At 57.1% G+C, this 26,506-nt stretch carries 23 protein-coding genes and 1 tRNA gene; 12 read left to right on the top strand and 12 right to left on the bottom strand.

The features are described 5' to 3' along the window. Positions 1-137: 137 nt before the first annotated feature. Positions 138-222, top strand: a tRNA-Leu gene (locus LT85_RS11385). A gap of 274 nt (positions 223-496) precedes the next feature. Here LT85_RS11385 and LT85_RS11380 read toward each other — a convergent pair. Next, positions 497-1,123, bottom strand: coding sequence for a lytic polysaccharide monooxygenase (locus tag LT85_RS11380; RefSeq protein ID WP_081992280.1), 627 nt, complete (start codon positions 1,121-1,123; stop codon positions 497-499). A gap of 286 nt (positions 1,124-1,409) precedes the next feature. Between LT85_RS11380 and LT85_RS11375 the strand changes: the two genes are divergently transcribed. Then, entirely contained in the window at positions 1,410-2,714 is a 1,305-nt protein-coding gene (locus tag LT85_RS11375) for an MASE1 domain-containing protein (protein WP_038488749.1), read from the top strand. Beyond that, positions 2,711-3,523, top strand: coding sequence for an alpha/beta hydrolase (locus LT85_RS11370; protein ID WP_038488746.1), 813 nt, complete (start codon positions 2,711-2,713; stop codon positions 3,521-3,523). Before LT85_RS11375 ends, LT85_RS11370 begins: the two co-directional genes overlap by 4 nt. Here LT85_RS11370 and LT85_RS11365 read toward each other — a convergent pair. Next, complete coding sequence (locus tag LT85_RS11365; protein WP_052135089.1) at positions 3,520-5,850, bottom strand: patatin-like phospholipase family protein; 2,331 nt, start codon at positions 5,848-5,850, stop codon at positions 3,520-3,522. The two genes, LT85_RS11370 and LT85_RS11365, sit on opposite strands and share 4 nt — an antisense overlap. Before the next feature lie 237 nt (positions 5,851-6,087). Between LT85_RS11365 and LT85_RS11360 the strand changes: the two genes are divergently transcribed. Continuing rightward, the gene (locus LT85_RS11360; RefSeq protein WP_052135515.1) at positions 6,088-7,224 is read left to right on the top strand and encodes a metallophosphoesterase; all 1,137 of its coding nucleotides are present in this window, start codon (positions 6,088-6,090) and stop codon (positions 7,222-7,224) included. 13 nt (positions 7,225-7,237) lie between these two features. On the opposite strand, the gene arfB is transcribed toward LT85_RS11360, so the two are convergent. Further along, positions 7,238-7,675, bottom strand: coding sequence for an alternative ribosome rescue aminoacyl-tRNA hydrolase ArfB (gene arfB, locus LT85_RS11355; RefSeq protein WP_216595061.1), 438 nt, complete (start codon positions 7,673-7,675; stop codon positions 7,238-7,240). 22 nt (positions 7,676-7,697) lie between these two features. Continuing rightward, entirely contained in the window at positions 7,698-8,393 is a 696-nt protein-coding gene (locus tag LT85_RS11350; protein ID WP_038488740.1) for a glutathione S-transferase family protein, read from the bottom strand. A gap of 189 nt (positions 8,394-8,582) precedes the next feature. On the opposite strand from LT85_RS11350, the gene LT85_RS11345 reads away from it, so the two are divergent. Both LT85_RS11345 and LT85_RS11340 read left to right on the top strand, forming a co-directional pair. After that, entirely contained in the window at positions 8,583-9,179 is a 597-nt protein-coding gene (locus tag LT85_RS11345) for a YceI family protein (protein ID WP_038488738.1), read from the top strand. A 341-nt stretch (positions 9,180-9,520) separates the two neighbouring features. After that, positions 9,521-10,408, top strand: coding sequence for a GntR family transcriptional regulator (locus LT85_RS11340; protein WP_038488735.1), 888 nt, complete (start codon positions 9,521-9,523; stop codon positions 10,406-10,408). 30 nt (positions 10,409-10,438) lie between these two features. On the opposite strand, the gene LT85_RS11335 is transcribed toward LT85_RS11340, so the two are convergent. From LT85_RS11335 to LT85_RS11300, 8 genes are all read right to left on the bottom strand, one after another. Further along, on the bottom strand, positions 10,439-10,774 hold the full coding sequence (locus tag LT85_RS11335) for a chaperone modulator CbpM (RefSeq protein WP_038488732.1): 336 nt from the start codon (positions 10,772-10,774) through the stop codon (positions 10,439-10,441). An 11-nt stretch (positions 10,775-10,785) separates the two neighbouring features. Further along, positions 10,786-11,715, bottom strand: coding sequence for a DnaJ C-terminal domain-containing protein (locus LT85_RS11330; protein WP_038488729.1), 930 nt, complete (start codon positions 11,713-11,715; stop codon positions 10,786-10,788). 21 nt (positions 11,716-11,736) lie between these two features. After that, positions 11,737-12,288, bottom strand: a complete 552-nt coding sequence (locus LT85_RS11325) for an NADPH-dependent FMN reductase (RefSeq protein ID WP_038488726.1) — start codon at positions 12,286-12,288, stop codon at positions 11,737-11,739. Positions 12,289-12,328: 40 nt separating this feature from the next. After that, entirely contained in the window at positions 12,329-12,739 is a 411-nt protein-coding gene (locus LT85_RS11320; protein WP_038488723.1) for an OsmC family protein, read from the bottom strand. A 175-nt stretch (positions 12,740-12,914) separates the two neighbouring features. Further along, positions 12,915-13,235, bottom strand: a complete 321-nt coding sequence (locus LT85_RS11315; protein ID WP_038488696.1) for an Hpt domain-containing protein — start codon at positions 13,233-13,235, stop codon at positions 12,915-12,917. A gap of 325 nt (positions 13,236-13,560) precedes the next feature. Continuing rightward, positions 13,561-14,697, bottom strand: coding sequence for a methyltransferase (locus tag LT85_RS11310; RefSeq protein WP_038495893.1), 1,137 nt, complete (start codon positions 14,695-14,697; stop codon positions 13,561-13,563). Positions 14,698-14,961: 264 nt separating this feature from the next. Continuing rightward, complete coding sequence (locus LT85_RS11305) at positions 14,962-16,683, bottom strand: methyl-accepting chemotaxis protein (protein WP_038488693.1); 1,722 nt, start codon at positions 16,681-16,683, stop codon at positions 14,962-14,964. A gap of 30 nt (positions 16,684-16,713) precedes the next feature. Continuing rightward, a complete protein-coding gene (locus LT85_RS11300; RefSeq protein ID WP_081992277.1) occupies positions 16,714-18,363 on the bottom strand; it encodes a methyl-accepting chemotaxis protein in 1,650 nt (549 codons plus the stop codon). Positions 18,364-18,840: 477 nt separating this feature from the next. On the opposite strand from LT85_RS11300, the gene LT85_RS11295 reads away from it, so the two are divergent. The 6 genes from LT85_RS11295 (at position 18,841) to LT85_RS11270 (ending at position 26,504) form a co-directional block, all read left to right on the top strand. Continuing rightward, positions 18,841-20,472, top strand: a complete 1,632-nt coding sequence (locus LT85_RS11295; RefSeq protein WP_038488690.1) for a methyl-accepting chemotaxis protein — start codon at positions 18,841-18,843, stop codon at positions 20,470-20,472. A gap of 53 nt (positions 20,473-20,525) precedes the next feature. After that, complete coding sequence (locus LT85_RS11290; RefSeq protein ID WP_038488687.1) at positions 20,526-20,984, top strand: chemotaxis protein CheW; 459 nt, start codon at positions 20,526-20,528, stop codon at positions 20,982-20,984. After that, a complete protein-coding gene (locus LT85_RS11285) occupies positions 20,984-22,249 on the top strand; it encodes a CheR family methyltransferase (RefSeq protein WP_038488685.1) in 1,266 nt (421 codons plus the stop codon). Before LT85_RS11290 ends, LT85_RS11285 begins: the two co-directional genes overlap by 1 nt. Before the next feature lie 93 nt (positions 22,250-22,342). Continuing rightward, positions 22,343-23,044: a chemotaxis protein CheW gene (locus LT85_RS11280; RefSeq protein ID WP_052135088.1), complete on the top strand. Its 702-nt coding sequence runs from the start codon at positions 22,343-22,345 to the stop codon at positions 23,042-23,044. Beyond that, a complete protein-coding gene (locus LT85_RS11275) occupies positions 23,041-25,302 on the top strand; it encodes a hybrid sensor histidine kinase/response regulator (RefSeq protein WP_038488682.1) in 2,262 nt (753 codons plus the stop codon). Before LT85_RS11280 ends, LT85_RS11275 begins: the two co-directional genes overlap by 4 nt. Positions 25,303-25,439: 137 nt before the next feature. Next, positions 25,440-26,504 (top strand): chemotaxis response regulator protein-glutamate methylesterase, encoded by a 1,065-nt coding sequence (locus tag LT85_RS11270; RefSeq protein WP_038488680.1) that lies wholly within the window; start codon positions 25,440-25,442, stop codon positions 26,502-26,504. The last annotated feature ends 2 nt before the right edge of the window (positions 26,505-26,506 follow it).

Here is a 26,506-nt window from a genome sequence, read left to right as displayed (position 1 = left end):
TAACGGAGGATTGTGACATTCTCCTAACCAAGCAGCTTATATCTTCCGTATATCATCCACTTTAGCGGCCCTGCTTTATCTTCCTTCAACAGACAGTTGACTTATTCCGACATTAGCTTATAATCTCGCTCTCTCAAGCCCACGTGGCGGAATTGGTAGACGCGCATGGTTCAGGTCCATGTGCCGCAAGGTGTGGGGGTTCGAGTCCCTCCGTGGGCACCATATACCATAGATCAGATCCCTCTCGGATCTGGTCTCCGCAAGATTCCTGGCCTCCCGGAAAAGCAATTCAGCAAATCCAGGAGCGCCAGAGAACTTCTCAACATACCCTCCCCGCTTTACTTCGCGCCAATCATTGCATTTCGGATTCGGCCGGCACGCTGCATATTATCAGTTTCCATCACCTCAGACGCAACAAACCCGGCCTGGAACTACGACCGGGTTGTCACGCGCACTCAGAAAAAACTTGCCGAAAAGAATTAGCTCGCGCCTCAGCTCACTTGAATGGATTGATAATGACCTTCTGCGGGTTCATCGTCGCTCCGGCCTGAATCTGGGCGTCAATGACCTGATAGAACGCATTGCCGGTATCGGCAATATTCCAGGTGCTCAGGATGACGTGGTAACCGCTGCGATCGGCGGGAATATTGCACCGGTGTTTTGCGTGGGTATTGCTGCCCGGCGCGAAACCGCCTTTGATCACGCAGAACGGTTGCAGGTCGAACGCTTCCCGGCTCAGTTTCTGACTCGGATTCCAGCCTTGCTTGGTAATGTAGTAACGCCAGTCTTGCGTCATGTGGCCGGCGGTAAAGTACCAGTTGAAGTCGTTGGCGCCGGTCGTTAACGCCACTTTTTTCCAACGCGTAGGCGTCTGCTCATTCAATTCGGCAAATTGCGCCAGGCCGCCTGCTGCAATCGCGCCATCAGCCGGGCCGGCATCGGGAAAGCCTTTCGCCCCCTCCACGCTTTGTGGCTCATATTGAATCGCACCGCAAGCAGTATTCTCCTGTGCCTTGCACATGAAAGCGCGCGATTTCGGCGCATCGACGTAGCCGTGCGCCTGAGCCGTCAGCGGCGACGCCAGCGCCAGCAGAACGAGCAGGCTGGACGATATCTGTTTCATTGGTTCTCCTGAATAAATTGAGATGGCGGGACAGTCGCTGCCCCAAAGCCTGTTCACACCTCCTTTAGGACTGTGAACAGGCTCCAGACAAGCAAGTTAATTGTGAGACTTAGACGGGTCGCGGCGTAACTGGCAAGGTTGACAGCTGCTTGCCGCTGTCCGCCAGCCCGGACATAGTGGTTGGCAGTCAAATAATTGTCGGATTCATCCTATAATGTGCACCACCTCAAGCGCAGCCTTCAGCGCGCGAAGCACCAAAGCCGCAAACCCGATAAGGACATCAATAGTGAAACTGACCAACCAATCTGTCGTCGCGCTGCTTTGGGGCTTGCTTTACCTGATCATGGGCTATACCTCGCACCAGCTCAACGGACCGATTGCAGCAACCGGCTATATCTGGTTGCCGGCCGGCGTGACGGTAGCGGCCTTCATGTTGACCGGGACTGCGCGCTGGCTGCCGGTGATTATCGGTTTCGTGCTGGCGCAATTGTTTCTGGGCTGGACCGAGAATCGTGACTTGCTGCGCGTCGCACTGTTTTCCCTTGATGAAATCGGCGTCGCCGCGATTGTCGTAGCGCTGGTGCGGATGACGCAATTGCCGATGGAAGGCTTGTATTTCGTGCGCGGCCTGTTGATTGCGGGCGTTGCCTGCAGCACGGTCAGCGCCGCCATTGGCGCGGCGTGGTTCCTGATCGTGAAAGACGTGCCGTTCTGGCCGACCGCACGCGTCTGGGCCGCATCCGACCTCGTGGGCATCCTGATTGTCACACCGGTGCTGGCAGGCTGGTCGCGCTTTCACGCGATGCGTTCGGGCGGCATGGACCGCAGCGATTTTTTACTGGGACTGGCGGCGTTCATTGCGCTGGGCATAACTGCCTATATGATTTTTGATGGCCACAGCCTGAGCAATTTCTCTGCCGGCGTCAATTTTGCACTGACCTATGTGCCCCTGTTTTTCGTCGCCGTAGTGACCCTGCTATGGGGCGGCCGCGGCGGTTCGCTGGCGGTGGCCGCGCTGGCCTTCTTTGCGCTATTGAATACAGCGCAAGGCGAAGGTCCGTTTGCCGCTTTTGCCGACACCTATTCCAAGCACTCCTTGCTGGAAGCCCAGCTTTACCTGGCCGTGGCTGCCCTGCTCAGCCTGCTGATCAGCGCCCTCAAAACTACCCGCGAGCAATTGCATGAAGATGCCGCGCAATGGAAAAGCGATGTCGAACTGGCCCTCACGGTTAGTCGGCAACTAGTCTACAGCATCGATCCGTACAGCAAAAAACTGTGCTGGAACGGCGACCTGCAAGGATTGCTGGGCGTGCCGGTCACAGCTTTCAGCGAACTCGACCAGGTTTTGGCGCATGTCCATCCTGACGACCGTGCGCAATTGCGCAGCCGCTGGTTAGACGATATCGATGACGATGCGCGGCCGGATTTGTGTTTTCGCTTGCTGCTGCCAGCCGGGCAAGTCACTGCCATGACAGACATGAGCGCGGTACTGCTCGACGCTGACGAATCGGTGGCGATGGTCGCCGGCGCCTGGCGGCTTGACATTCCGGAAAAAGAACGGCAACGGGATGCGGGGCCCGCTGCCCTATGAGCGTTCGTACCGGCGCCCTGCTGATACATGGCTTGGGCGGCACTCAGTTCGATCTCGGTTCCATGCACAAAGTATTGCAGCGTGCGGGAGTGGAAACGCACGCCGTTACCTTGCCTGGCCATGGCGGCCAGCCAGAAGACCTGGTGAACGTGCGCACAGAAGACTGGCTGGATGCGGTCACTGCCGCCTATCGAGAACTGGCGCCGCAATACGATACGTTCCATGTGCTCGGTATGTGCCTGGGTTCCTTGCTGGCTCTGGCTTTATGCGAGCGCGTGCAGCACACCAAGGGCAAACTGGTAACGCTTGCGCCTCCGGTGTACATCGACGGCTGGTCAACGCCCTGGTATCGCGCGCTACGGCATGTGGTGTACTGGATTCCGGGGATGCCGGACCGGATGAAAGTGGAAGAAGACGAACCGTTCGGCATCAAGAACGCCACCGTGCGGGCAATCGTCAAAGCCAAATTTGCTCGCGGTGATAACTTCCATTACCGCTGGGTGCCACTGGCCTGTATTCGCCAGGTCGATCGCCTGCGCCGCCAGGTGCTGGCCGGCGCGCACAAAATCTCCTGCCCGACGCTGGTGGTGCATGCCCGTGAAGACGAATTGACCAGCCTGAAATCCGCCGAATTCCTGCAGGCGACTTTGCCGGACACGTCCGTGGTGGTGCTGGAAAACAGCTATCACATGATTTGCGTCGACAATGATCGCGACCTGGTCACTAATAGCGTACTGGGATTTTTCGGCTACCCGCCGGCGCCGGCGCGGCGGGTTCGCGGCGTCGGCAAGCCTGCATCTGATTCTTAGAAAACCCGGCCCAACTGCAGGTACAGGTTCCAGATGCCGCGTGGCGCGATCGCAGCGCCAAAATAAAGCGGGCCGAGGAAGCTGTTGCCACCTAAAAACATGCTCACGCTCTTCTTGAACGGACCGCTGGCAAACGCGTCCTTGGTTTGCCAGACGTCACCCACTTCCAGACTGGTTCCCAGCACCGCACTGCGCAAACCAGGCAAATCCAGTCCTGGCATATCGCGCAAGTAGGTCATACGCCCATACAACAGGTAATTACCGGAAAATTGGTCAGGAGCGTATGCAGATAAATGCTGGAACCCTCCCAATGTGAATCCCAGGCCGCCGTTCTGGCTTGCGCCGCTCTGTTCGTTACCATAGGTGCCAGCCGCTTCCAACGCCAGGTTAAGTGTATTGCCGCCACGACTAATCGCCCACAGCGCCTTGCCCTGCGCATCGCTGTAGCTGTTATCAGCGCCACCAAAAGCCAGATTACTGATTGCGGAAAGATAGTAGCCCTTGCGCGGAAACAACGGATCGTCAAGTTGGTCGACGATCAGTTGGGTGCTAACCACGGGTTGCTTTACGCGAAAGCTACTGAACACCAGGCCCGGGGCGATCTGGGTAAAGTCCATGGGTAAATTGTAGGTAGGTCGCGCCTCGAGCCATTGGTAATAAACACCCGTACGCAACTCACCGAGCCGGCCGATAGGCATGCCGAGATCAATCCCTACTTTGGTCGTGTCCACCCGATAGGCCGTCACAGGTACCGTGCTTGAGGTTACCGAACCCTCATCCAAATACAAGTCAATATGCCTGCGCGCATACTCGGCGTAAGGCGCCACATACAGTCCGACCGTGTTCCATATGGGTTGCCGCAATTCGGTATGCAGGCTAGCTTGCTTACTGCCTAGCACAATGTCGTTGCGCCACTCCAGGCCGCTATCGGTAATCCAGGGCAAGCGATGTCCCACCTGCAGATTGAAGTCGCCGCGGCCATTGAAACTATTGGAGACACCCAGGCCGAACAAGAGAAAATTGGGGCCCCAGGATTTTTCCTCGGCGTCCACCTTCAACACATTGCGACCATTCTCCGTCACCAGTTCCTGCGTCACGCTTTTGAAGTCGCCATTAGTCGACAAGCTTGCCATATCCTTGTTGAGCGCGATCGGGTTGTAGAAATCGCCTTCCTTGACATTCAGCGAGCGCCGCACCACCGCCGCCGGTACTCGCCCCTTGCTATTGATTTCTATAGAGTCGATACGCGTATCCTGGGCCAGTACCGGGCCACCGCTGCGGGCGGCGAGATAAGCCTTCCATTGCTCTGGCGGCAGGGCCAATGGCGCCAGCTTGGCGCGTTGCCGCTCTGCGGCGTCGTAGCCCGCCTTGACGCCATCGTTGCCGCGTGAAAAATCGGCAAAGCCCAGGTCGCCCATATCCGGCTCAATCAATATGTCGTCCTTCTTGAGCGAATCGACCTGCCGCTTGACGTTTTGCCGGATCAAAATCGTTACCATCTGCTGCGCCACCGCTGTTGGTGATTCAAGCGTGGTCGGATCTTGCAGATCCGCAGCGATATTGACGGCAATAATGATGTCGGCACCCATGGCGCGCGCCTGGTCCACCGGCAAATTGCGCACCAGGCCGCCGTCCACCAGAGTACGTCCATCCAGCTTGAGCGGCGCGAACAAGCCCGGCACCGCCATGCTGGCGCGAATCGCACGCGGCAGGGAGCCATGATCCAGTATCACTTCTTCGCCGCTGCCGAGATCGGTCGCCACCGCACGAAACGGGGTGGGCAGCTTATCGAAGGAAATATTGGCGGGAAGCTGCGGCATCCAGTTTTGCAGCAACGCCAACAGATTGTTTCCCTGCACCAGACCGGCCGGCAGCTTTAGCTTGCCGTCGCCGTAGCCGGCGGAGAGGCCGATAGGATATTGGTAATCGTCTTCGCGCTGTCTTTGCGGTAGATCGGCCCGCTCGTTGCGGTCAAAAGCGATGTCGCTGAGGTTGGTGCCAGAAAGAATGTGATCCAGCTCATCCACCGACAAGCCGCTTGCATACAGGCCACCTACCACGGCCCCCATGCTGGTAGCCGCAACATAATCAATCGGAATATGCATTTTCTCCAATGCCTGCAACACACCCAGATGGGCATAGCCGCGCGCGCCGCCGCCAGACAGCACTAGGCCGATGCGAGGCCGGGCAGGAACATGTTCGCTTGCACTTTTCACACCATCCACGGCCGTTTCCGGCGCTGCCGATATGGCACCGGAAAGTGTCAGACCTAACAACAGACAACCAAGAAAGACGCCAACGCTGTGCCGCGGACGTGAATTCACCATATTTCGCTTCAAAAGGGACATGACTGACAGGAAAACACCTGGTAAATGAGGATTATTAAACAAACATCTGCACGATTATATTGGAATAAGTCGGCATGCCTGCCGCGCATAGCATGTTTATCTCGGCACTTCGCTATTGAAGCCGGCATACGCGCCCTAATATGGTTGGAAAGCGCCATCGCCAAGGTGTTTCCGCCCGGCCAATTGCGCTCTCCCTCTCTTTTCACAGGTTTCCTCATGCCATCCCGTTTTGCCATTCTGACAGTCCTGTTCTTGCTGGGCGTGCTACACGCTCTGATCGGCTGGCTGCTGATGCCAGCCTTGAGCGCCATACCACTTTTGCAAGCCTTGCTCGGTCTATGGTTGCTTCTGTCTTTTTTACTGATTCCCGCAGGCATGCTGGGTCGCGTTATCAAGCAACAGCCTTTGTCGGACCGACTGGCGTGGGCCGGCATGCTGGCCATGGGGGTGTTCTCATCTCTATTCGTCGGTACTTTGCTGCGCGAATTGTTCCTGCTGGTGCTGCCTTGGTTCGGCCTGCACAGCGATCGGCTTGCATCGTGGAGCGCGCTGGCGGTGCTGCTCATCGCAGCGCTCTCGAGCGTGATTGGCTACTTCAATGCGCGCCGCCTGGCGGCAGTGATTAATGTCGACATCCCCATCGCCGACCTGCCTGCGGCACTACAGGGATTCACCATCGCGCAAATCAGCGATATTCATGTCGGCCCGACCATCAAACGAGGCTATCTGGATGCCATCGTCAACAAAGTGAATACCCTGAAACCGGACCTGATCGCGATTACCGGCGATCTGGTGGATGGCAGTGTGGAGCAGTTGGCGCCGCACACCGCGCCGTTGGCGAATCTGCAATCGCGCCACGGTGCTTACTTCGTCACCGGTAATCATGAGTATTATTCGAACGCACCGGAATGGGTGACGGAGGTGCGCAGGCTGGGGCTGACAGTCTTGATGAACGAACACGTTGTCGTGAAACATCAGGATGCATCCCTGCTGGTCGCGGGCGTCACCGACTTCAGCGCCCATCATTTCGATGAAGCCCAGCGCAGCGACCCACAAGCGGCGCTGGCGGGCAGTCCGCAGCATGTCGACGTCAAGCTTCTACTGGCGCATCAGCCGCGCTCCGCTACTGCAGCGGCCGACGCCGGGTTTGATCTGCAACTGTCCGGCCATACCCACGGCGGCCAGTTCTTTCCCTGGAATTTGTTCGTGCCATTGCAGCAACCGTACACGGCTGGCTTGAATCGCTTGCGCAATTTATGGGTATACACCAGCCGCGGCACCGGATATTGGGGACCACCGAAGCGCCTTTTCGCACCTTCTGAAATTACCCGCTTACGTCTGGTCCTGGCATAACCGACCAGACCTGCTAAAGCACCACTTTGCCGCGCATGGCTTTGTCTTTGCCGCGGCGGGTTTTGCTGTCGACACGCTTTAACTGTGCGCTGCGGCTGGGCGCTGTCGGCCTTCTCTTTTTCTGGATGACGGTCACGCCCAGCAACAGTTCCTGCAAGCGCAGCAAGGCCTCAGCCTTGTTTTTTTCCTGGCTGCGCGACTGCTGCGCCTTGAGAACCAGAACCCCATCCTTAGTAATTCGCTGGTCCTTCAAAGCCAGTAATTTTTCCTTGTAATACTCCGAGATCGATGAAGCCGGAATATCAAATCGCAGATGTATTGCCGATGAGACCTTGTTGACATTCTGGCCGCCCGGCCCTTGTGCGCGGACGGCGCTGATCTCAATTTCGCTCAGAGGAATAGCGAGCGAATCGGTAATGCGCAGCAGTTTGTCGTCATTCAAGGGAGGCATGCGCATTATTATAGAGACAATATCAAGCCACGCTACGCAAATCCTCCAGCAAGACACCTGCGGCCTTCGCTTCCGCTTCGTGGCCGGGTTCACGCCAGGTCTCCGCCAGGGCATCGGCTTGCCATTGCTGCATCGCGGGTAAACTCAGCAGATGAGTTGCATACGCTTGCGCTACCGGGCTCAGGACCAGGCCATAAGTCTGCGCGCGAAAAGCGACCGGCGCAAAAAATGCGTCGACCGCGCTGAAGCTGCCGCCCGCGAGGAAAGGTCCGCCAAAACGCTGCAAGCCGTCGCTCCACAATTCGTCCAGTCTTGCAATGTCGCGCACGAGCGCCGCCGGCATCTGCCCCAGCTTTATCCGGACGCCGCAATTCATCGTGCAATGCTCGCGCAATGCGCCAAAACCGGAGTGCATCTCGGCGGCTGCACAGCGTGCCCAAGTCCTGGCATGGGAGTCAGCAGGCCAGACGCCTGCATGGCGCTCAGCCAGATATTCGATGATCCCCAGCGAATCCCAGACGGCGGTCGTCCCATCTTTCAGCGCCGGCACTTTCCCGGTCGGTGAGAAACTGCGGAAGGCATCCCAGTTGGCGTCTATGCCCTCATCGGAAAACGGCACAAGGTGTTCGTTAAACGCCAATCCCAGTTGACGCATCAGCACCCAGGGGCGCAATGACCAGGACGAATAATTTTTATTGGCAATATACAGCTCATACATAACAAGTGCTCCGCGAGTTGGATGGATTTGTGTACATCATGGATTGATATTTTATATGTTGCCGCATAAAAATATCGACGATATCTGTATCGCGCACGACTGACCTGATGCAGACTGACGAAAACGGCCCAACTGCTGCTGAGATAAAATCAACAAATATTCAACGAATATATAAATCACTTTGCAATCATGCCCTACAACCGGATCATTCCCCTGCAAAAACTGTTACGTTCTTCGCTGCTGCTACTGGCGTTTGGCAGCAATGCCAGTTACGCCGCTGACCGCTATCTTATCGATAGCGAACACACGTTTTCGTACTTTGAATACAATCATTGGGGATTGTCGATGCAGCGCAGCCGCTTCGACTTGACGACCGGTTCAATTGAGCTTGACCGCGATAGCCAGAGCGGCAATATTGAGATTGACATCGACGCGGCGTCGATCAGCACCGGCAGCGATAACTTCAACCAGATCATGCGCTCCAGCGATTTTTTTGACGCGGCTAATTTTCCCAAGATCAGTTTCAAATCCTCGAGCCTGCATTTTGAAGGGCCGCAACTCACGGCGGTGGATGGCGACCTGACAATCAAAGGCATCAGCCATCCTGTCACACTGCAAATCAGCAATTTCAATTGTCGCTTCATGCTGATTTACGGCAAGCAAACCTGCGGCGCCAACGGTTCCGCCAGCATCTTGCGTAGTGATTACAAGCTGGGGCGCTATGTACCGTTCGTCAGCGATGCAGTAACGCTGCACATTAGTGTCGAGGCCATCAAGGAATATTGATTCTTCGACAGAGCTCTCCGGTTGTCCCTGCCTGTCATTTTCCAAGTACCCAAGCGCCACCTGTATTCTTGCTGGCGACCCGCCACGCCCTCGGGGAAACGACCAATCCCGAATCACGACCTGACGATCAGCGATAGCAGAAATCAATTCAGCAATTACTCAATGGAAACGCGCATTCCCGAATTGAATTCACTATTCGAAAAATACAATTGAATGTGATTTTTTACGAATAGCCTTATATGAGTTCGCCGTCCCGCCCGCTTGCTTATATGTTTACTCATATGATATTAATCAATTAACATCAATGTGAATGTATTTTCAACTATTTCTGCGGCGAAATAATGAGCAAACCCAAACATCCGGGCCGCCCCAGCCCGCTGCAACTCGATCTGGCAAACCGGTTGATTCAGCAAATCACTACCGGCGAATTGGCGGTCGGCACACACCTGACCGAAGAAGGACTGGCAAGCAAGTTTGACGTGTCGCGAACGCCTGTAAAAGCGGCATTACGCCTGGTGGCGGCGCAAGATCTGCTGGACTATCACGTCAACAACGGCTATTTCGTCTGCGCCAACACAACGTCCAAGCCGGCACTGGATAACTCCGTCACGGGAATAAGCGGCGATGATCTGTATCGGCAGCTGATCAGTGACCGCGCGCACAATCTCTTGCCAGACACCATGACTGAAACGCATTTCCTGGAACGCTACTCCGTCTCGCGCAGCCTTTTAAGAGGAACGTTGGTGCGTATGGCAGCAGAGGGTTTAATTGAAAAGCGGCGGGGTCAGGGCTGGAATTTTCCGGCCATTGTCAACACCTCCGAACTGACCCAGGAAAGCTATCAGTTCCGGACCTTGGTGGAATGCGGCGGCCTGCTGGACAGCAGTTTCAAAATCGATGCCGGTCAACTCCGGAATAGCCGCCTGGCGCATGAGAAATTACTGCAACAGGCCGAAGTAGATGATTCGCTCAGCACCTTCTTTTCACTCAACGCTGCATTCCACGAAATGCTCGCGCGTTTTTCCAACAATCGTTTCGTGTTACAGGCGATGCAACAGCAAAACCAGTTAAGGCGCCTGGACGAACAGATCACGCGATATCACGGCCGACGCCGGATTGACGCATGCAAGGAACATTTGCAAATCATCGAGGCCCTGGAAAACGGCAACCGGGAATGGGCATCTGCCCTAATGCGCCATCATTTAGCAACCGCCCGCGACATGAAATAGCGGTGTATTTTTATTTTCAAAAAAGCCGGTTCAGACGGGATGCGGCAAGCGCGCATCCGCTGCAGCAAGTTTGGCTTCCAGCATCTGGATACGCTGCAGCAGATTGAGCGCCATCGCCAGGCCTTGGGTATCCAGTTCAAAGTCATCCCGCAGCCGCCGCGCCTTCCTGGCTACCACAATGGTCTGTGAGCGAAATACGTATTCCGCCGCCATGTCGCGACCGGGCTCAACTTCCGGCTCAATCGCACCCAACGCCACCAGTTCCGCCAGTTCGGCGTGACTAAGGCCTGAATACTCCACCAATTCATCCAGTGAACATCCGCTCGCCTCGTTTAACCAAACGGCTTCTACTAACAGACTAGCCATTCCCGTTCTCCTTAATTCAAATGCTGACGAGGGTTGAAAGTCGATTCCGCAGCGAGTTGCTCAAACAACTCGCGCTCGCGCGCCGTGGCGGCCTTCGGCACCTCTATCCGGACGACGGCAAACAGATTACCCTGCTCGCCACCGGCGGATGGCAGACCGCGCTTGGCCATCCGGAACTGACGGTTGGCAGCAGTGCCGGCGGGGATGCTCAATTCCACCTTGCCGCCTAAAGTGGGCACCTGGACCGTCGCACCCAGCACCGCCTCCCACGGCGTCAGCGGCAAATCGAAATACAAGTCTTTGCCAGTGACACGGTACAAAGGATGCGGAATCAGCTTCATCATCACATACAGGTCACCGTGCTTGCCGCCATCGCTGCCCTGTCCGCCCTTGCCAGCCAGGCGTAGCCGCTGGCCGTCTTCAGCCCCTTTTGGTATGCGAACCCGGAAGGTACGCGGCACACGGTGCAATTTACCGTGCTCATCGTATTCCGGCATGCTCAGGCGGACATCGGTTTCGCCGCCATCGTAGATCTGCTCAAGTGTAATCGGGGTATTGACTTCATAGTCTTCGCCTCTGCTCGGCCGCGCTCTGCCACCCTGCCCACCCTGACGCGATGCGGCAAAGGCAGCCAGGATGTCGGCCATATCGACGTCGCCGAAGGTGGTGCCGCCATCGCTGAAACCCTGTTGCCAAGAATGCGGCGGTTCGACGTTTTCGCCGGGCTGGTGACGTCCCAGCTGATCGTAGGCCGCGCGCTTCTCCGCATCCTTCAACGTAGAGTAAGCTTCAGCGATATCCTTGAATTTCTCTTCGCCGGTTGGGTCCTTGGAAACATCTGGATGATATTTATGCGCCAGCTTGCGGTAAGCCTGCTTGATTTCGGCAGCCGAGGCGGTTCGCTCAACTCCCAACGCGCTGTAATAGTCTTTATATTTCATCGCATCCTTCGCCAGGCCTGTTTAATTTTTCAGGAATTCAACGAAATTCCGATTGAATTCACGCAATTGATCGCGTACTTGCTCATCCACCAGCTCGCCGCTTTCATTGAATACCTTGCCAGCGCGCGACACCATCAGGCGGCCGCCAAACCACGGCTGCATGCCAAGCGTGCGCAACACCGGCAGCCAGGCGTTTTGCGACAGAATTGTGCCGAACCCGCCCGGCGAAGCGCCGATGACAGCGACTCGCCGGCCGTTGAAAATACGCGCGCTGTCAGCCGGCGGCCGCGATAGCCAGTCGAGCGCATTCTTGAATACGCCCGGCATTGAATTATTGTATTCCGGGGTCACCAGCAACAAAGCATCGGCAACCGCTATCTGTTCCTTCAATACGGTTACGGCGGCCGGAATGCCTTCAGCCTGTTCCAGGTCGCCGTCATACAAAGGAATGCCTTTAATGGTGCCGATTTCCAGCGAGGACCCGGCCGGCATGAGATCGACTGCCGCGCGCAACAGTGCGGCGTTGAGCGAGCCGCTGCGCAAACTTCCGGCGACTCCGACTATTTTCGTCATGGTTTCCTCCTCGATAATGATTGGCTATATTTAGCTGTGTTTAGCTGGACGCATCGAGCCTGGTCCGTTGCAAGACGGTAGCAATCGGCGTGCCCTGGCGAATGGTTTTGGTGACAGGTGTTTTTTCGCAGATTTCAGCCAGCCTGGCAATCTGCTCTTCGCTCAGCGCCGCGCCGAAAGCGACCGTGCGATCAATCTTTTCCTGCCCTTGATCGTCGCGGGAAAAGCGCAGGCGGACATCGATCATACCCAGTTCCCACTGCTTGCGATCAGCATACATGCGCAGGGTCAGCGAAGTACACGCGGCCAATCCGGCCAGCAGCAATTCGTAAGGAGCGGGACCGCTATCGGTGCCGCCGTTATCAAGCGGCTCATCGGCACGTAACTGGTGCGTCCGCGCCTGGATTTGCTGGCCATAACCGGTACTGCTTTGTAAATGTACAGACGCCATACGTTCTCCATATCAAGTCGGATTACTGATGCCTGATTCGAACGCGCTGCTCACGCGGCATGGACGAATCCGATATAGAGACTATAGCTGTTTTAGACGATAAGGATAAGTGCCATGCCGCAGCAGTAGCAGCAACATCGCAGAACCGGATGCTGCTACGCCTGCAGCCATTCGATCAGGAGCGTTCGATCAATTCGCGCAGTACATTGCACGCCACCGTCAACTGCGCGTGATCAACGTCCAGGCCGGTATTCAATACCGCTTCAATGCGCTGTGTAGCGTTGACGGTTGGATTCATGCGGAAAATCATCGCCGCACCTTTCAAACTGTGCACTGTGAGCTGTATAGAGTGATAGTCCTGACGCGCAAGCGCCTGTTCGATAGTGATGATGTCTTGCCGGGCGCTAGCCAGAAACAAATCACCAAGTCCGATCTCGGAGTCGTTCAAAGGCAATAGCGGATCCGAGTGCTGCGGCCTGTGCTTGCTTTTGTTCATTTCATCCACTTCTAGTGATTATCCCAAGACGCCGCCACTACCTCCTGCAAGCCATGCAGGACAAGGTAAAGCGACCTTCCGTTCATCTTTGCGGCAAGATGAACAGGAATAGCCTAGATTTGGAGATTAATTGCAGCAATAGCAAATTTATATATTTAACAATCGTTCACAATGGGTAACAACTGATAATTGTCATAATTGCAGAAAATCGACGAATTTATAGCAAAAACCTTCTTAATTACAATTGATTTAATGTCATATTAACCTCAGCCATGCCCCAACGCAGATCCAACATCGTCGAATTCGCAGCGTCAAGGCAAAAACATCAAGCCGCAGCCAACCGCCACAAGGATGTCAGTTCCGCAGCGCGTGCGGAGTGCAAAGGGTCAGCCTGGTCCGATACCTTAGGATGCTGCGGCCTGACGTCGATCTTCCCCACGACCTTCAAACCGCCCGCAGCAATTGCTGCCAGCAATTCGTCGCGCGAACGCAGCCCGAGATGCTCAGCCAGATCGGACAAGATCAGCCAGCCCTCGCCGCCTGGCTCCAGATGCGCCGCCAGGCCGCTCAGGAAACCGCGCAGCATGCGGCTTTCGGGATCATATACAGCGTGCTCGATGGGCGAGCTGGGCCGCGCCGGAATCCACGGCGGGTTGCAAATCACCAGCGGCGCCCGGCCCTCGGGGAACAGGTCAGTCTCCATCAGCTTTACCTGGCCGTCCAGGTTCAGCCGCAACAGGTTTTCCTTGGCGCAGGACAGCGCGCGCGGATCCATATCCGTCGCCACGATGCTTGTTACGCCGCGCTTGGCCAACAATGCCGCCAGCACGCCGGTGCCGGTGCCAATATCGAACGCCAGCCTGGTCGATGGCAGCGGCGCCTCGGCCACCAGGCCGATGTACTCGCCGCGCACCGGTGAATAGACGCCGTAGTGCGGATGAATGCGATCTCCCAACGCAGGAATGTCGACGCCCTTCTTGCGCCATTCATGGGCGCCAATCAGCCCCTGCAATTCGCGCAACGAGGTCACGAACGAGTCTGTCGGTGCGCCATAGGCTTCATTGCAAGCCTGTTGCACATCCGGCGCACGCCGCAAGGGAATGCTGTAATCGGCTTCGAACGGCAACAACAGCATGCCAAGAGTGCGGGCACGCTGCGATTGTGCCTGGCGATGCAGATTGAAGGCATCGGTCGGCGTGGCCGGCAGCTTGGGCCGCTTCTTCGGCTTGGGCTCGGCCCGGCGCGCCAGCGCTTGCAGCAGCTGGCGGGCATTCTGGAAATCACCGCGCCACAACATGCCGGTGCCTTCGCAGGCGAGCCGGTAAGCAGCGTCGGCTGTCATCCTGTCATCTGCAATCACCACCCGTTTCGGCGCCGGATTGCCGCTTTCCGAGCGCCAGCGCGCCGAGCGCGGCTGATCTTCCTCGACCCAGTGGATCATCGGCTGTTCGAGCGCAGTCATCGCAGTCATGAACAGCCCAAGGGACGGTCGGCCGACATCGATTCGGCGGAGAGGAAATTCAAACGCATGGAGTAGTCTCGATCAATAGGTAGGTAGGTGGGACGCAAACAGCAGTCTTTATTACTAAAACAGCATGTGCACCGGCTGTTTGCGATAGTCCCAAGTATACATCCTGAGCATCCTGAGAGGGACGCAGAATCTTTTCTTTCTACCAGGATGTCCACGGCGGCGAGCCGAGGATAATTCAAATCTTAAATTCAAATTCTAAAACGATTCCCAGTCGGCCGCGTTTGACGCCGCCAGCTTGACCACCGGCGCCTTGCGGCTGGCGGCTGGAGCGGGCCGGATCGCTTTCAGTACTGGCGTCGAGCTAAGCACTGGCTTGACGAGCGGCGGTGCTGCTCTGCGTTTGACGATCGCCCTGGCCCGCATCGGCTCGCCCACCTGGAACACCGACACGGCATCCTGCAACCGTTGCGCCTGTCCTTCCAGCGATTCGGCCGCGGTTGCCACCTCTTCCACCAACGCCGCATTTTGCTGCGTCACCTGATCCATCTGCATCACGGCCTGGTTGACTTGCTCGATGCCGCCGCGCTGCTCTTCCGATGCCACCGTTACCTCGCCCATGATATCGGCGACGCGCTTCACTGCCTGTACGATTTCATCCATGGTGCGGCCAGCCCGGCTGACCAGTTCCGAACCGCCATCGACCTTGCTGACCGAATCGCCAATCAGCTCCTTGATTTCCTTGGCTGCCTGGGCGCTGCGTTGCGCCAGGTTGCGCACTTCGGACGCCACCACCGCAAAGCCACGCCCCTGCTCACCCGCCCTGGCAGCCTCGACTGCGGCATTCAGCGCAAGGATATTGGTCTGGAATGCGATACCGTCGATCACGCCGATGATGTCGGCGATGCGCTTGGAGCTGTCGGTGATGCCTTGCATGGTGTGCACTACCTGCCCCACCACCTCGCCGCCTTTGGCAGCGATGCCTGAAGCGCTTTGCGCCAATTGCCCTGCCTGCCTGGCGTTGTCGGCGTTTTGGCGAACGGTCGCCGTGAGTTGCTCCATGCTCGCGGCGGTCTGTTGCAGAGAAGCTGCTTGCTGCTCGGTGCGCGCCGACAAATTGCCGTTGCCCGCAGAAATTTCCTGGATCGATGCGCCAATCTGATGCGTACCGTCGCGGATTTCTCTGATCGCTGCAACCAGTTGCTGCTGCATCTGCCGCATCGCATAGAGCAAACTAGCGTTGTCCCGGCTATCCACCTGCACTGATATGTCCAGCTCGCCGGCGGCAATCCTGGTCGCTATCGCGGCGGCGTAGCCCGGCTCGCCACCCAGGCTACGCGTGACGCTGCGAATGATCAAAAGCATGGTAGCCGAGACGGTAGCGCCGATCACAAACATGATCAGCAACTGCTTCAGCAGATTGTCATAGAACGCAAGCTGTACGTCATTCACAAAAACACCTGACACCAGGAACCAGTCCCAGGGAGCAAAATAGTTGACCTGGCTGATCTTTTCGGCTCGGGTATCGACCGTACCCGGCAAACGTCCCATGTAATGGACGATACCCTGCTTTTGCTCCTTGCCGACCTTGACCATTTCAACGTAATACAGCTTGCCTTCCGTATCCTTGCGCTCGCCGACGTTCTTGTCGACGATATCCTTGCTGGTCGGATGCATCAGCACCACCGGCCGTGAATCGAATACGAACACGTAGTTATCCTGTGCATAACGCATCGTGCTGATGCGCCGCAGCGCCTGGCTTTGCGCATCGGCCAGGCTTATCTTGCCGGCGGCGGCATCGTCAGCATAACCTTTGACGACACCTGCCGCGGTCTCCACCACATTCTTCAATCCGGCTTCACGTTCGCTCATCATGGTGTTACGTGTATTCAAGGCCGACCAGCCGGCCAGCAACAGCAAGCCGATCCACATGACCGCCAGCACCAGCCACAGTTTTGCTTTCAGACTCAGGGTTTTCATCTCTTGCACACTTTCGCTATGAGGATAAATCTAGGCCGCCGCCCGTTGCGTTGCATCCCAGGCGGCATGTTGCCGACGTCCTGGCGCGATATCGGCGGCGTACCTGTCCGCAACCGCATGCGAGGCATGATCGCCATCGGTCTTGAACACGCTTACCGTTTGCGCCAGGCTGGCTGCCTGCTCCTGCAGCGAAGCCGCGGCCGCAGCAGCTTGCTCTACGAGCGCAGCGTTTTGCTGGGTCACCTCGTCCATTTGCGTAATTGAATGATTGACTTGTTCAATCCCGATGCTCTGCTCTCGGCTGGCGGTGGCGATTTCTCCGACGATATCGGTGACGCGCTTGACGCTATTGACGACTTCTTCCATGGTCGTCCCAGCCTGTTCGACCAGCTTGCTGCCGCTGCCGACCTGATTGACGGAGTCGTCGATCAATACCTTGATTTCCTTGGCAGCCGCTGCGGAACGCTGCGCCAGGTTGCGCACTTCGGAAGCGACTACGGCAAAACCGCGTCCCTGCTCGCCCGCGCGCGCGGCCTCCACCGCCGCATTCAAGGCCAGGATATTGGTCTGGAAAGCGATGCCGTCAATTACCCCGATGATGTCCACGATTTTGCGTGAAGAATTGCGAATGCTGCCCATGGTATCGACCACCTGCGCCACCACGACACTGCTTTGGGTCGCTACTTGCGAGGCTGTGGTGGCCAGTTGATTGGCTTGCTGCGCATTCTCTGCATTTTGCCGGACAGTTGAGGTGAGCTCCTCCATCGCCGAAGCGGTTTCCTCCAGCGATCCGGCTTGTTGTTCGGTACGGCTGGACAAATCCAGATTACCGCTGGCAATCTGCGCCGAGGCAGTAGCAATCGTATCGGCCGAACTCTTGATATTCGAAATGGTCTGCAGCAACGAAGCGCGCATGCATTTCATGGCGTAGACCAGGCTGCTCTTGTCGCCCGGGCGCGTTGCTATATCCAGGCTGAGGTCGCCGCCGGCAATCCGGTTAGCGATCTCGGCCGCAATTCCAGGATCGCCGCCGATCGCCTGCAGCATGCTGCGATTGGAATAGGCGACCAGCGCGCCCAGCATCAGTCCAACCGCCAGCAATATGCCGCCAGCCTGATACAGCGACTGCATGAAAGCCTGGTTCAGGTCGTCGACATAGATGCCGGTGGTGGATATCCAGTCCCACGGCTGGTAGCCGATGGCGAACGACATCTTGGGCACCGCTTCAGCGGCGCCGATGCGCGGCCAGACATAATTGATGAAACCGCCGCCTGGCTGCCTGCCTGCCTTGGAAATCAAGACAAATACCGGGTTGCCTTCAGGGTCCTTGAAATCACTCATGCTCTTGCCGTCCAGCTCAGGCTTGATCGGATGCATGACCATCATTTCATTCGACGTCGATATTGAAAAATAACCATCCTTGCCGTAACGCATGGCCTTGATCCGCGCCAGCGCCTGCTGTTGCGCCTCGCTCTTGGCCAGTGCGCCGCTGGCGGCCAGTGCCCCATACTCCTTGATGACGCTCAATGCCGTACTGGACACATTAATCAAATCGCTTTTGCGCTCATCCAGGCGAATCTGTCGCGCCTGATAGGCGTTAAACAAGGAGACGGCAAATAACGCCAGCAAGCTGACCAGCAGCGGCAGCCAGAGTTTTTGCGTAAAAGATAGTTTATTCATGGGGGAAGTCTCCGTTTTGCCATCGCTGTTATCGGTAACGTGCGACGTCGACGCGCCGGCACGGACACATGGCGGTTACGCATTATTTGCCACGTTGCCCTTTGGGATAACGGCAGTACATCGGGAAAACTGAAGGTTTGAACAGGAAATACGCGATCAGATATATAGATTTTTTGCAACCAGTGCTTAAGCGTTCAATACCACGCTCGCCATCGTTAAACACATTGGTATAAATGTGATCTCGATTGTTACCATCGATATTTAACAATGCTCTACAAATTTGATATTGAAAATCTGCAATAATCGCGCCCAGCCCACGCTTGCCAAAGCCGAAATTTCCACCATTTTCGATCTGGCTGGTTTATTGTATCCGGTTAGAAAGACATCATTTCGGCGCAATTGCCACATAAGCAACTTTCAAACGCATGCACACATCTGGCGTGCAGCAGGCATCATTCATCAACAGGAGAGAAACACGTGAAGCAATGGACTATTCGTCAACGGATGCTGGTCAGTTTTGGCGTGATTCTGCTACTGATGGGATTCATGGCAGGTATCAGCTATCTCAAGCTGCAAGCCATCGAACACGAGACCAACAGTTTCCAGGCTGATTCCATGCCGGGACTGGAACTGAGCACCGCTATCCGCTCGACCTGGTTCCAAAGCTATTTGCTGGTACTGCAACTAGTCACCGTCGATATCCAGCCGGAACAACACAAGCAAGATCTGGCGACGCTGCTGTCCGACAGGGAAAAAATGGACCAGTTGATGGCGGACTACGACAAGACCATTTTTCAAGACCAGGACCGCAGCAATTTCAATGGATTCAAAGCAGCGCGTATCCAGTATGAGCGCCTCACGTCTGAAGTCTTGAAACTGGACGAGGCGCAAAAGAACCCCCAGGCTCGCAGCCTGCTGATTGAGCAACTGCAACCGGCGTGGCAGCAGGGACGCGCTGCCGCTACCCAATTGCGCGACTTCAACCAACAGTCTGAAGTGCATTCGGTCGACAAGATCGTAGCCGCGGTGATCGTCGCCAAGAGCACATTGCTGACGGCGCTGGCGATTGCCTTGATAGTCTCGCTGATTTGCGGCTTCTTCTTGCTGCGCGCCATCACACGGCCGATGGAAGCACTGGTTGCAGCGCTGGAAGTGATCCGTTCCGGCGATTTATCGCAGCGCCTTAACCTCAATCGCCATGACGAATTCCAGGCATTGGAAGTCGGCCTCAACCGCATGTCGGACGAGTTGACGGGCCTGGTCGGACAAGCGCAAAAATCTGCCATCCAGGTGACTACCTCGGTCGTCGAAATTGCCGCCACCGCCAAACAGCAGCAGGCCACCGCCAACGAAACCGCCGCCACGACCACCGAGATCGGCGCCACTTCTCGCGAAATTTATTCGACCTCGCGGGAACTGGTCAGCACCATGAATGAGGTATCTTCCGGTGCCGAAGAAGCCGCGCGGCTGGGCGGCGCTGGCCAGGCTGGTCTGACACAGATGGAAGACACCATGCATCATGTGATGGATGCCGCCGGTTCGGTCAACGCCAAGCTGGCGATCCTCAACGAAAAAGCCAGCAATATCAACCAGGTGGTTACTACTATCACCAAGGTGGCGGGACAAACCAACCTGTTGTCGCTGAACGCCGCCATTGAGGCTGAAAAAGCCGGCGAATATGGCCGGGGATTTTCGGTGGTAGCGATTGAAATCCGCCGCCTTGCCGATCAAACCGCCGTGGCTACCTACGATATCGAACAAATGGTCAAGGAAATCCAGTCAGCAGTGTCGGCCGGCGTGATGGGCATGGATAAATTCTCGGAAGAAGTCAGGCGCGGCATCGCCGATGTGCAAAACGTCGGCGCCCAGCTCTCGCAAATCATACTCCAGGTGCAGGCGCTGACGCCACGCTTCCAGTCGGTGCATGAAGGCGTGCAGGCGCAAGCCGTGGGTGCCGAGCAAATTAGCCAGGCACTGGGGCAATTGAGTGAAGCCGCCCAGCAAAGCGTTGAATCGCTGCGCCAGTCGAGCCAGGCGATTGACGAACTGACGCTGACGGCAAACGGCTTGCGCAATGGCGTATCGCGCTTCAAGTTGAAGACAAGCTAACGCAGATCTGCCATTTTTCTCACGCACGGACAAAGACAAGATATAGACGCCACATGCTTTTTTTACTGTTCCAGATCGGTCGGGATCACTACGCGCTGGATACCAGCCAGGTCGCGGTAGTGTTGTCGCTGGTCAAACTAAAACAAATCCCGGCGACCGCACCGTGGGTGGCCGGCGTGTTCAGTTATCACGGGCAGTCGGTACCTGTCATCGACCTCAGCCAGCTCGCTGTCGGCAGGCCTTCGCAGCAGCGCCTGAGCACGCGCCTGGTTCTGGTGCACTACCCTGCGCCCGGCGCGGATAGCCGCTTGCTCGGACTGGTGCTGGAAAAAGCCAGCGAAATCATGCGCCGCGCTCCGTCAGAATTCCGTGACAGCGGCCTGGATCATAGTGCAGCGCCTTATTTAGGGCCGGTGACAGATGATGTCCGCGGCCTGATTCAATCGGTCAAAGTGCAAGACTTGCTGCCGCCTGAAGTGCGAGCGCAGCTATTTCCGGCTCCGGAGCAATAATGCCTCTGGCGAAATTTGAAATCATGCTGAAACGCACCATGGGGCTGGATATCCAATCCATCGGCCGCCCCATGCTGGAGCGTGCCCTGCAGGAACGCCAAAACCATTGCGGCGTCGATGATCTTGACGCCTACTGGCTGCTGCTGCAAATGTCGGAGCCGGAGCAGTTGCAATTGATTGAGTCAGTCATCGTGCCGGAGACCTGGTTCTTCCGCAACCGCGAAGCGTTCCAGGAGATGGTGCAATTGCAACAGCGCTGGCCGCGGCTGATCAGCGGCAGCCAGCCCTTGCGCATACTGAGTCTGCCTTGCTCCACCGGCGAAGAGCCCTATTCAATCGCCATGGCTTTGCTGGACGCCGGCATGCCGCCACAGCATTTCCAGATCGACGCGATCGATATCAGCCCGCAATCGCTGAACGTGGCGCGGCAGGCGGTGTATGGCAAGAATTCGTTCCGGGGCGATTTCCTCAGTTTCAGGGACCGCTACTTTGCGCTCAATGAGCAAGGTTACGCCTTGTCGGAAACGGTGCGGCAACAGGTGCGGTTCACGCACAGCAATCTGTTCGCCTACGATCTGCTGACGGGCCAGGCGCCGTATGACATTATTTTTTGCCGCAATTTACTGATCTACTTCGATCGTCCTACCCAGCATACGGCGGTTACCCTATTGACTCAGCGGTTAGCGCCTGAGGGACTGATGTTTGTAGGGCCGGCTGAAAGCGCCTTGATGATGCAGCATGAACTGACCCCGATCAAAGCGCCGATGGCTTTCGCCTTCCGTAAAGGCGTGCCAAAAAAGGACATCGTTAAAGCGGCCGCATCACCGGCTGCAGCCTATACCCCGCTTACGTTAACGCCAACGCCACGGCGGCGGTCCGTCCCGAACCAGGGCCTTTCTCGAGCCGCGCAATCCAAAGCAACACCAGCCGGCGGCGCCACAGAATCGGTATCGCAAGGAAATCTGGCAAAAATACAATTACTGGCCGACCAGGGGAAGCTGGAACATGCCGCCGTCTTGTGCGAACAGCACATCAAACAGCATGGCGCTTCGGCTGCGGCTTACTATCTGATGGGTGTGATCCATGATGCGGCGGATCGCAAGCAGGCGGCAGCAGATTGCTATCGGAAAGCCTTGTATCTGGAACCGATGCATGCCAACGCCATGACGCACCTGGCCGCTCTGCTACAAACCCAGGGCGATCTCGCCGGCGCCCGGCTGCTGCAGCAGCGCGCGCGACGTTCGACCGAAAACAACCAGCCCTGACATGAACCCAGCCCTGAATTTTTTCTCACCACTGCGTTGCCGGTCCGACGCGCCCAGATGTAGCCGCAGCATGCACGCCTGGGATTGGCAATCATGAGCAATGCTGTCAACCATTCTGCCGATCTTCCTGAGAGCGCCGGTGCGCATATGATCGACGATTGCTGGAACCGCATTGGGGTCCGCGGCGACGGTTCCTGCGAACGACTCGCGCAGTATATCGATTGCCGCAATTGCCCTGTGCACGCACGCGCCGCCGCAGAGTTGCTGGATCGCCTGCAGGTTGAGGAAATCGCCGATGGCTGGAGCGAACCGGAACAACCGCAGCAAGAGCAATCTGCCGGCCTCAGTTCCGTGCTGCTATTCCGTATCGGTGAGGAATGGCTGGCGCTGCCTACTGCATTGCTGGAAGAAATCACGGAATTGCGCAGCATACACGCCATCCCGCACCGTAAAAACGCCGTAGTGCTGGGCATCACGAATATTCGCGGTGCCCTGGTGACTTGCATCTCGCTGGCAGCCATGCTCGGCATCACCGGCGACAGCAAATCGATGGCGCGCCAGGAATTGCTGCGGCGCATGCTGATCATCCGGCGTAACGGCCAGACTACCGCTTTCACCGCCGATGAAGTGCATGGCACTTTACGTATCGCGGCCTCCGCACAACAACCGGTACCGACCACGCTGGCACGCGCCACCGGCCATTTCACCTATGCCGTCATCCAGTGGAATGGCCATAGCGTCGGCCTGCTGGATCCGGAGCTATTGTTTCACACGCTGGATCGGAGCCTCGCATGAACGCAGACGACATGCGCGACGCCTCGATGCTGGACCTGTTCCGGCTGGAAGTCGAAACCCAGGTCCAAGTCATGAGCAGCGGCCTGCTGGCGATTGAACGCAGCGCCGCGCCCGAGGAACTGGAAGCCTGCATGCGGGCTGCCCATTCGATCAAGGGTGCGGCTCGCATCGTCGGTATACAAGCGGGAGTCGATGTCACCCATGTAATGGAAGACTGTTTCGTCTCTGCGCAGCAAGGAAAGATTCGGCTCGGACCGCGCCGCATCGACCAGCTATTGCAAGGTGTCGATCTGTTACAGCGGATTGCCAAGAGCGCCGAGGATTTACAACTCTGGCAAACCGGTAGCGGCCGCAAGGAAATCGAGGTTTTTCTGCAAGGTTTGCATGACAGCTTACTGCAGGATGACGACCATGTTCGCGAGCCGGAAACAATGCAGGCCGTGGCAACCGGACAGCCGGAATCATCTGCCGCCGGCGACATGCAAGCCCAGGAAAAAATCGAAACCTCGGATCGCATGCTGCGCGTCACTGCCGCACATCTGAACCAGCTGGTGAGCCTGTCCGGTGAATCGCTGGTGGAATCACGTTGGCTACCGGCCTTCAACCAATCTTTGCTACACCTCAAACGCTTGCAGCAAAGCGCAGCGCAGGCCGTGGACATATTGCACGACACGCTACGCGACAATAGCCTTGCCTCTGCACAATTGAAGGCATTGCAAGACTCTCGCCAGCAGATTGACGCCTGCCAGAAAGTATTGGCAGAACGGCTAAGCGAACTGGAACTCTTCGAGCGCCGCAACAGTAGCCGTGCGCAACGCCTGTACGACCAGGCGCTGGCTTGCCGTATGCGCCCCTTTGCCGACCGTGTGGTGGGTTACGACCGCATGGTGCGCGATCTCGGGCGCAGCCTAGGCAAACAGGTAAGGCTTGAGATCAGCGGCGAAACTACCCAGGTAGACCGCGACATCTTGGAACAGCTTGATGCGCCGCTGGTGCATTTGCTGCGCAACGCACTCGATCACGGCATCGAACCAGCGCCGCAACGCCGCCTCGCCGGCAAGGCTGACGAAGGCGTGATCACGCTCAACGCACGGCATCATGCCGGTCTGCTGCAAATTACCGTCAGCGACGACGGCAACGGTATCGACCTCGAACAACTACGCGTCAGCATCGTTGCCCGCGGCCTGGTCGACAACGCCACCGCTGCGCGCCTGAGCGACACAGAGCTGCTGCATTTCCTGTTGCTGCCTGGCTTCAGTATGCGCGATACCGTCACCGAAATTTCAGGGCGTGGCGTCGGGCTGGACGTAGTACACAACATGCTCAAACGGATGCGCGGCACGATCCAGATTTTCAGCGAGAGCGGCCGCGGCATGCGCTTCCAGCTGCAACTGCCGTTGACGCTGTCGCTGGTGCGCAGCTTGCTGGTGAGCATCGGCGGTGAACCCTACGCCTTCCCGCTGGCCTATGTGAACCGTACCATGATTGTCGCGAAGGAACAGATCGAATGGCTGGAAGGACGCCAGCATTTCACCTTTGAAGGCCGCCAGATCGGCTTGGTCGCCGCTAGCCAGATTTTACAGAGCGGCGAGAGTGCGTCCAGCGAAGATGGCATCGCATTGGTGGTGATTGGCGACATGGCGCAAACTTTCGGCTTGCAGGTAGACCGTCTGCTGGGCGAGCATATGCTGGTGGTGCAGCCGCTGGATACGCGGCTGGGGAAAATCAAGGACGTTGCGGCAGCGGCGCTGATGGAAGACGGTACGCCGGTGCTGATACTGGACGTAGAGGACATGCTGCATTCGGTCGACAAGCTGATTGCCCATGGACAGCTCGACAAGATTCATGACAGCAGCAGCCAGCAACAAGTACAGGCCAGCAAGCGGGTGCTGGTGGTCGACGATTCGCTCACCGTGCGCGAGCTGGAACGCAAGCTGCTCAGCAGCCGCGGTTATACGGTCAGGATCGCGGTAGATGGCATGGATGGCTGGAACGCCTTGCGTAGTGAGCCGTTCGACCTGGTCATCACCGATATCGACATGCCGCGCATGGATGGTATCGAATTGGTAACATTAATAAAAAACAACCTCCAGTTGAAAGCGATTCCTGTGATGATCGTTTCTTATAAAGACCGGCAGGAAGACCGCCAGCGCGGGCTGGAGGCCGGCGCCGACTACTATCTCGCCAAGGCCAGCTTCCATGACGAGACCCTGCTGCAAGCGGTCGAAGACCTGATCGGAGAGGCGCACGAGTCCTAGAATTACCGGCAGAGTATATATTTTTGTCCAAAGAACCTGATGAACGCGTGTATATTTTCACACAATCAATGTTACCTGTTGAGTGGGGAGCGCTATCGGCGCGATTACACATTTTTTCAAGCAAGGAATCACGGACAATGAAAATAGGTATCGTCAACGATGCCCCGATAGCGGTAGAGGCGCTGCGCCGCACGCTCGCACTGCGCCAGGATCACGAAATCATCTGGATTGCGGAAGACGGCAAACGCGCCATCGAATTGTGCGCCTGGCAAGTGCCGGACCTGATTCTGATGGATCTGATGATGCCTGTGCTGGACGGCGTTGGCGCCACCCGCCACATCATGGCCCATACGCCATGTGCGATCCTGGTGGTGACCGGCGATGTCGGCGCCAATGTCTCGGCGGTATACGACGCCATGGCATACGGGGCGCTGGACGCCATCGACACGCCGACCGCCCTCGCCGGCCATCCTCGCAATGGCGTGAACTCCTTGCTGGCCAAGATCGATTCGATCGAAAAGCTGATTAATCAGCGCCAGAGTCCGTCTGACGACTTGGCCCAGAGTTCGGCGCCAGCCTCGGTTTCGGCCCCGGCAGGCATCGCGAGCAGGAAGCCATCGCCGCAAACGCCGAATTCGAAGCATCTGATTGCGATAGGCGCGTCAGCCGGCGGCCCGGCGGCGCTGGCAACCTTGCTATCGCAACTGCCGGCGGATTTTCCAGCTGCCTTGGTGGTGGTGCAGCACGTCGACGCCCAGTTCGCAGCCGGTATGGCCGACTGGCTGGGCAGCCAATCGAAATTGCCGGTACGGCTGGCGCTGGCTGGCGACAGTCCCACCCCAGGCACAGTATTGCTGGCCGGCACCGACGACCATTTGCGGCTTACCCGGCCGTTTCAACTAGGGTATACCGAACAGCCGAGCGGCTATCCGTACCGGCCGTCGATAGATGTGTTTTTCCAGAGCGTGGTGGAGTCGTGGGCCGGCAAGGCGATCGGCATACTGCTGACCGGCATGGGCCGGGACGGTGCGCTGGGCCTGAAAGCCATGCGCGACAAGGGTTATTACACAATCGCCCAGGATCGCGAGTCCAGTGCCGTATACGGCATGCCGAAGGCAGCGGCGCAGCTGAATGCGGCCGATGCCATCCTGCCGGTAAACAGAATTGCAGACAAACTGGTCAGCCTGATCAGTAAACATTAGCT

Source organism: Collimonas arenae, from assembly GCF_000786695.1.
In the GTDB taxonomy this organism is placed as follows: domain Bacteria; phylum Pseudomonadota; class Gammaproteobacteria; order Burkholderiales; family Burkholderiaceae_D; genus Collimonas; species Collimonas arenae_A.
This window is presented reverse-complemented; position numbering and strand designations above follow the sequence as displayed.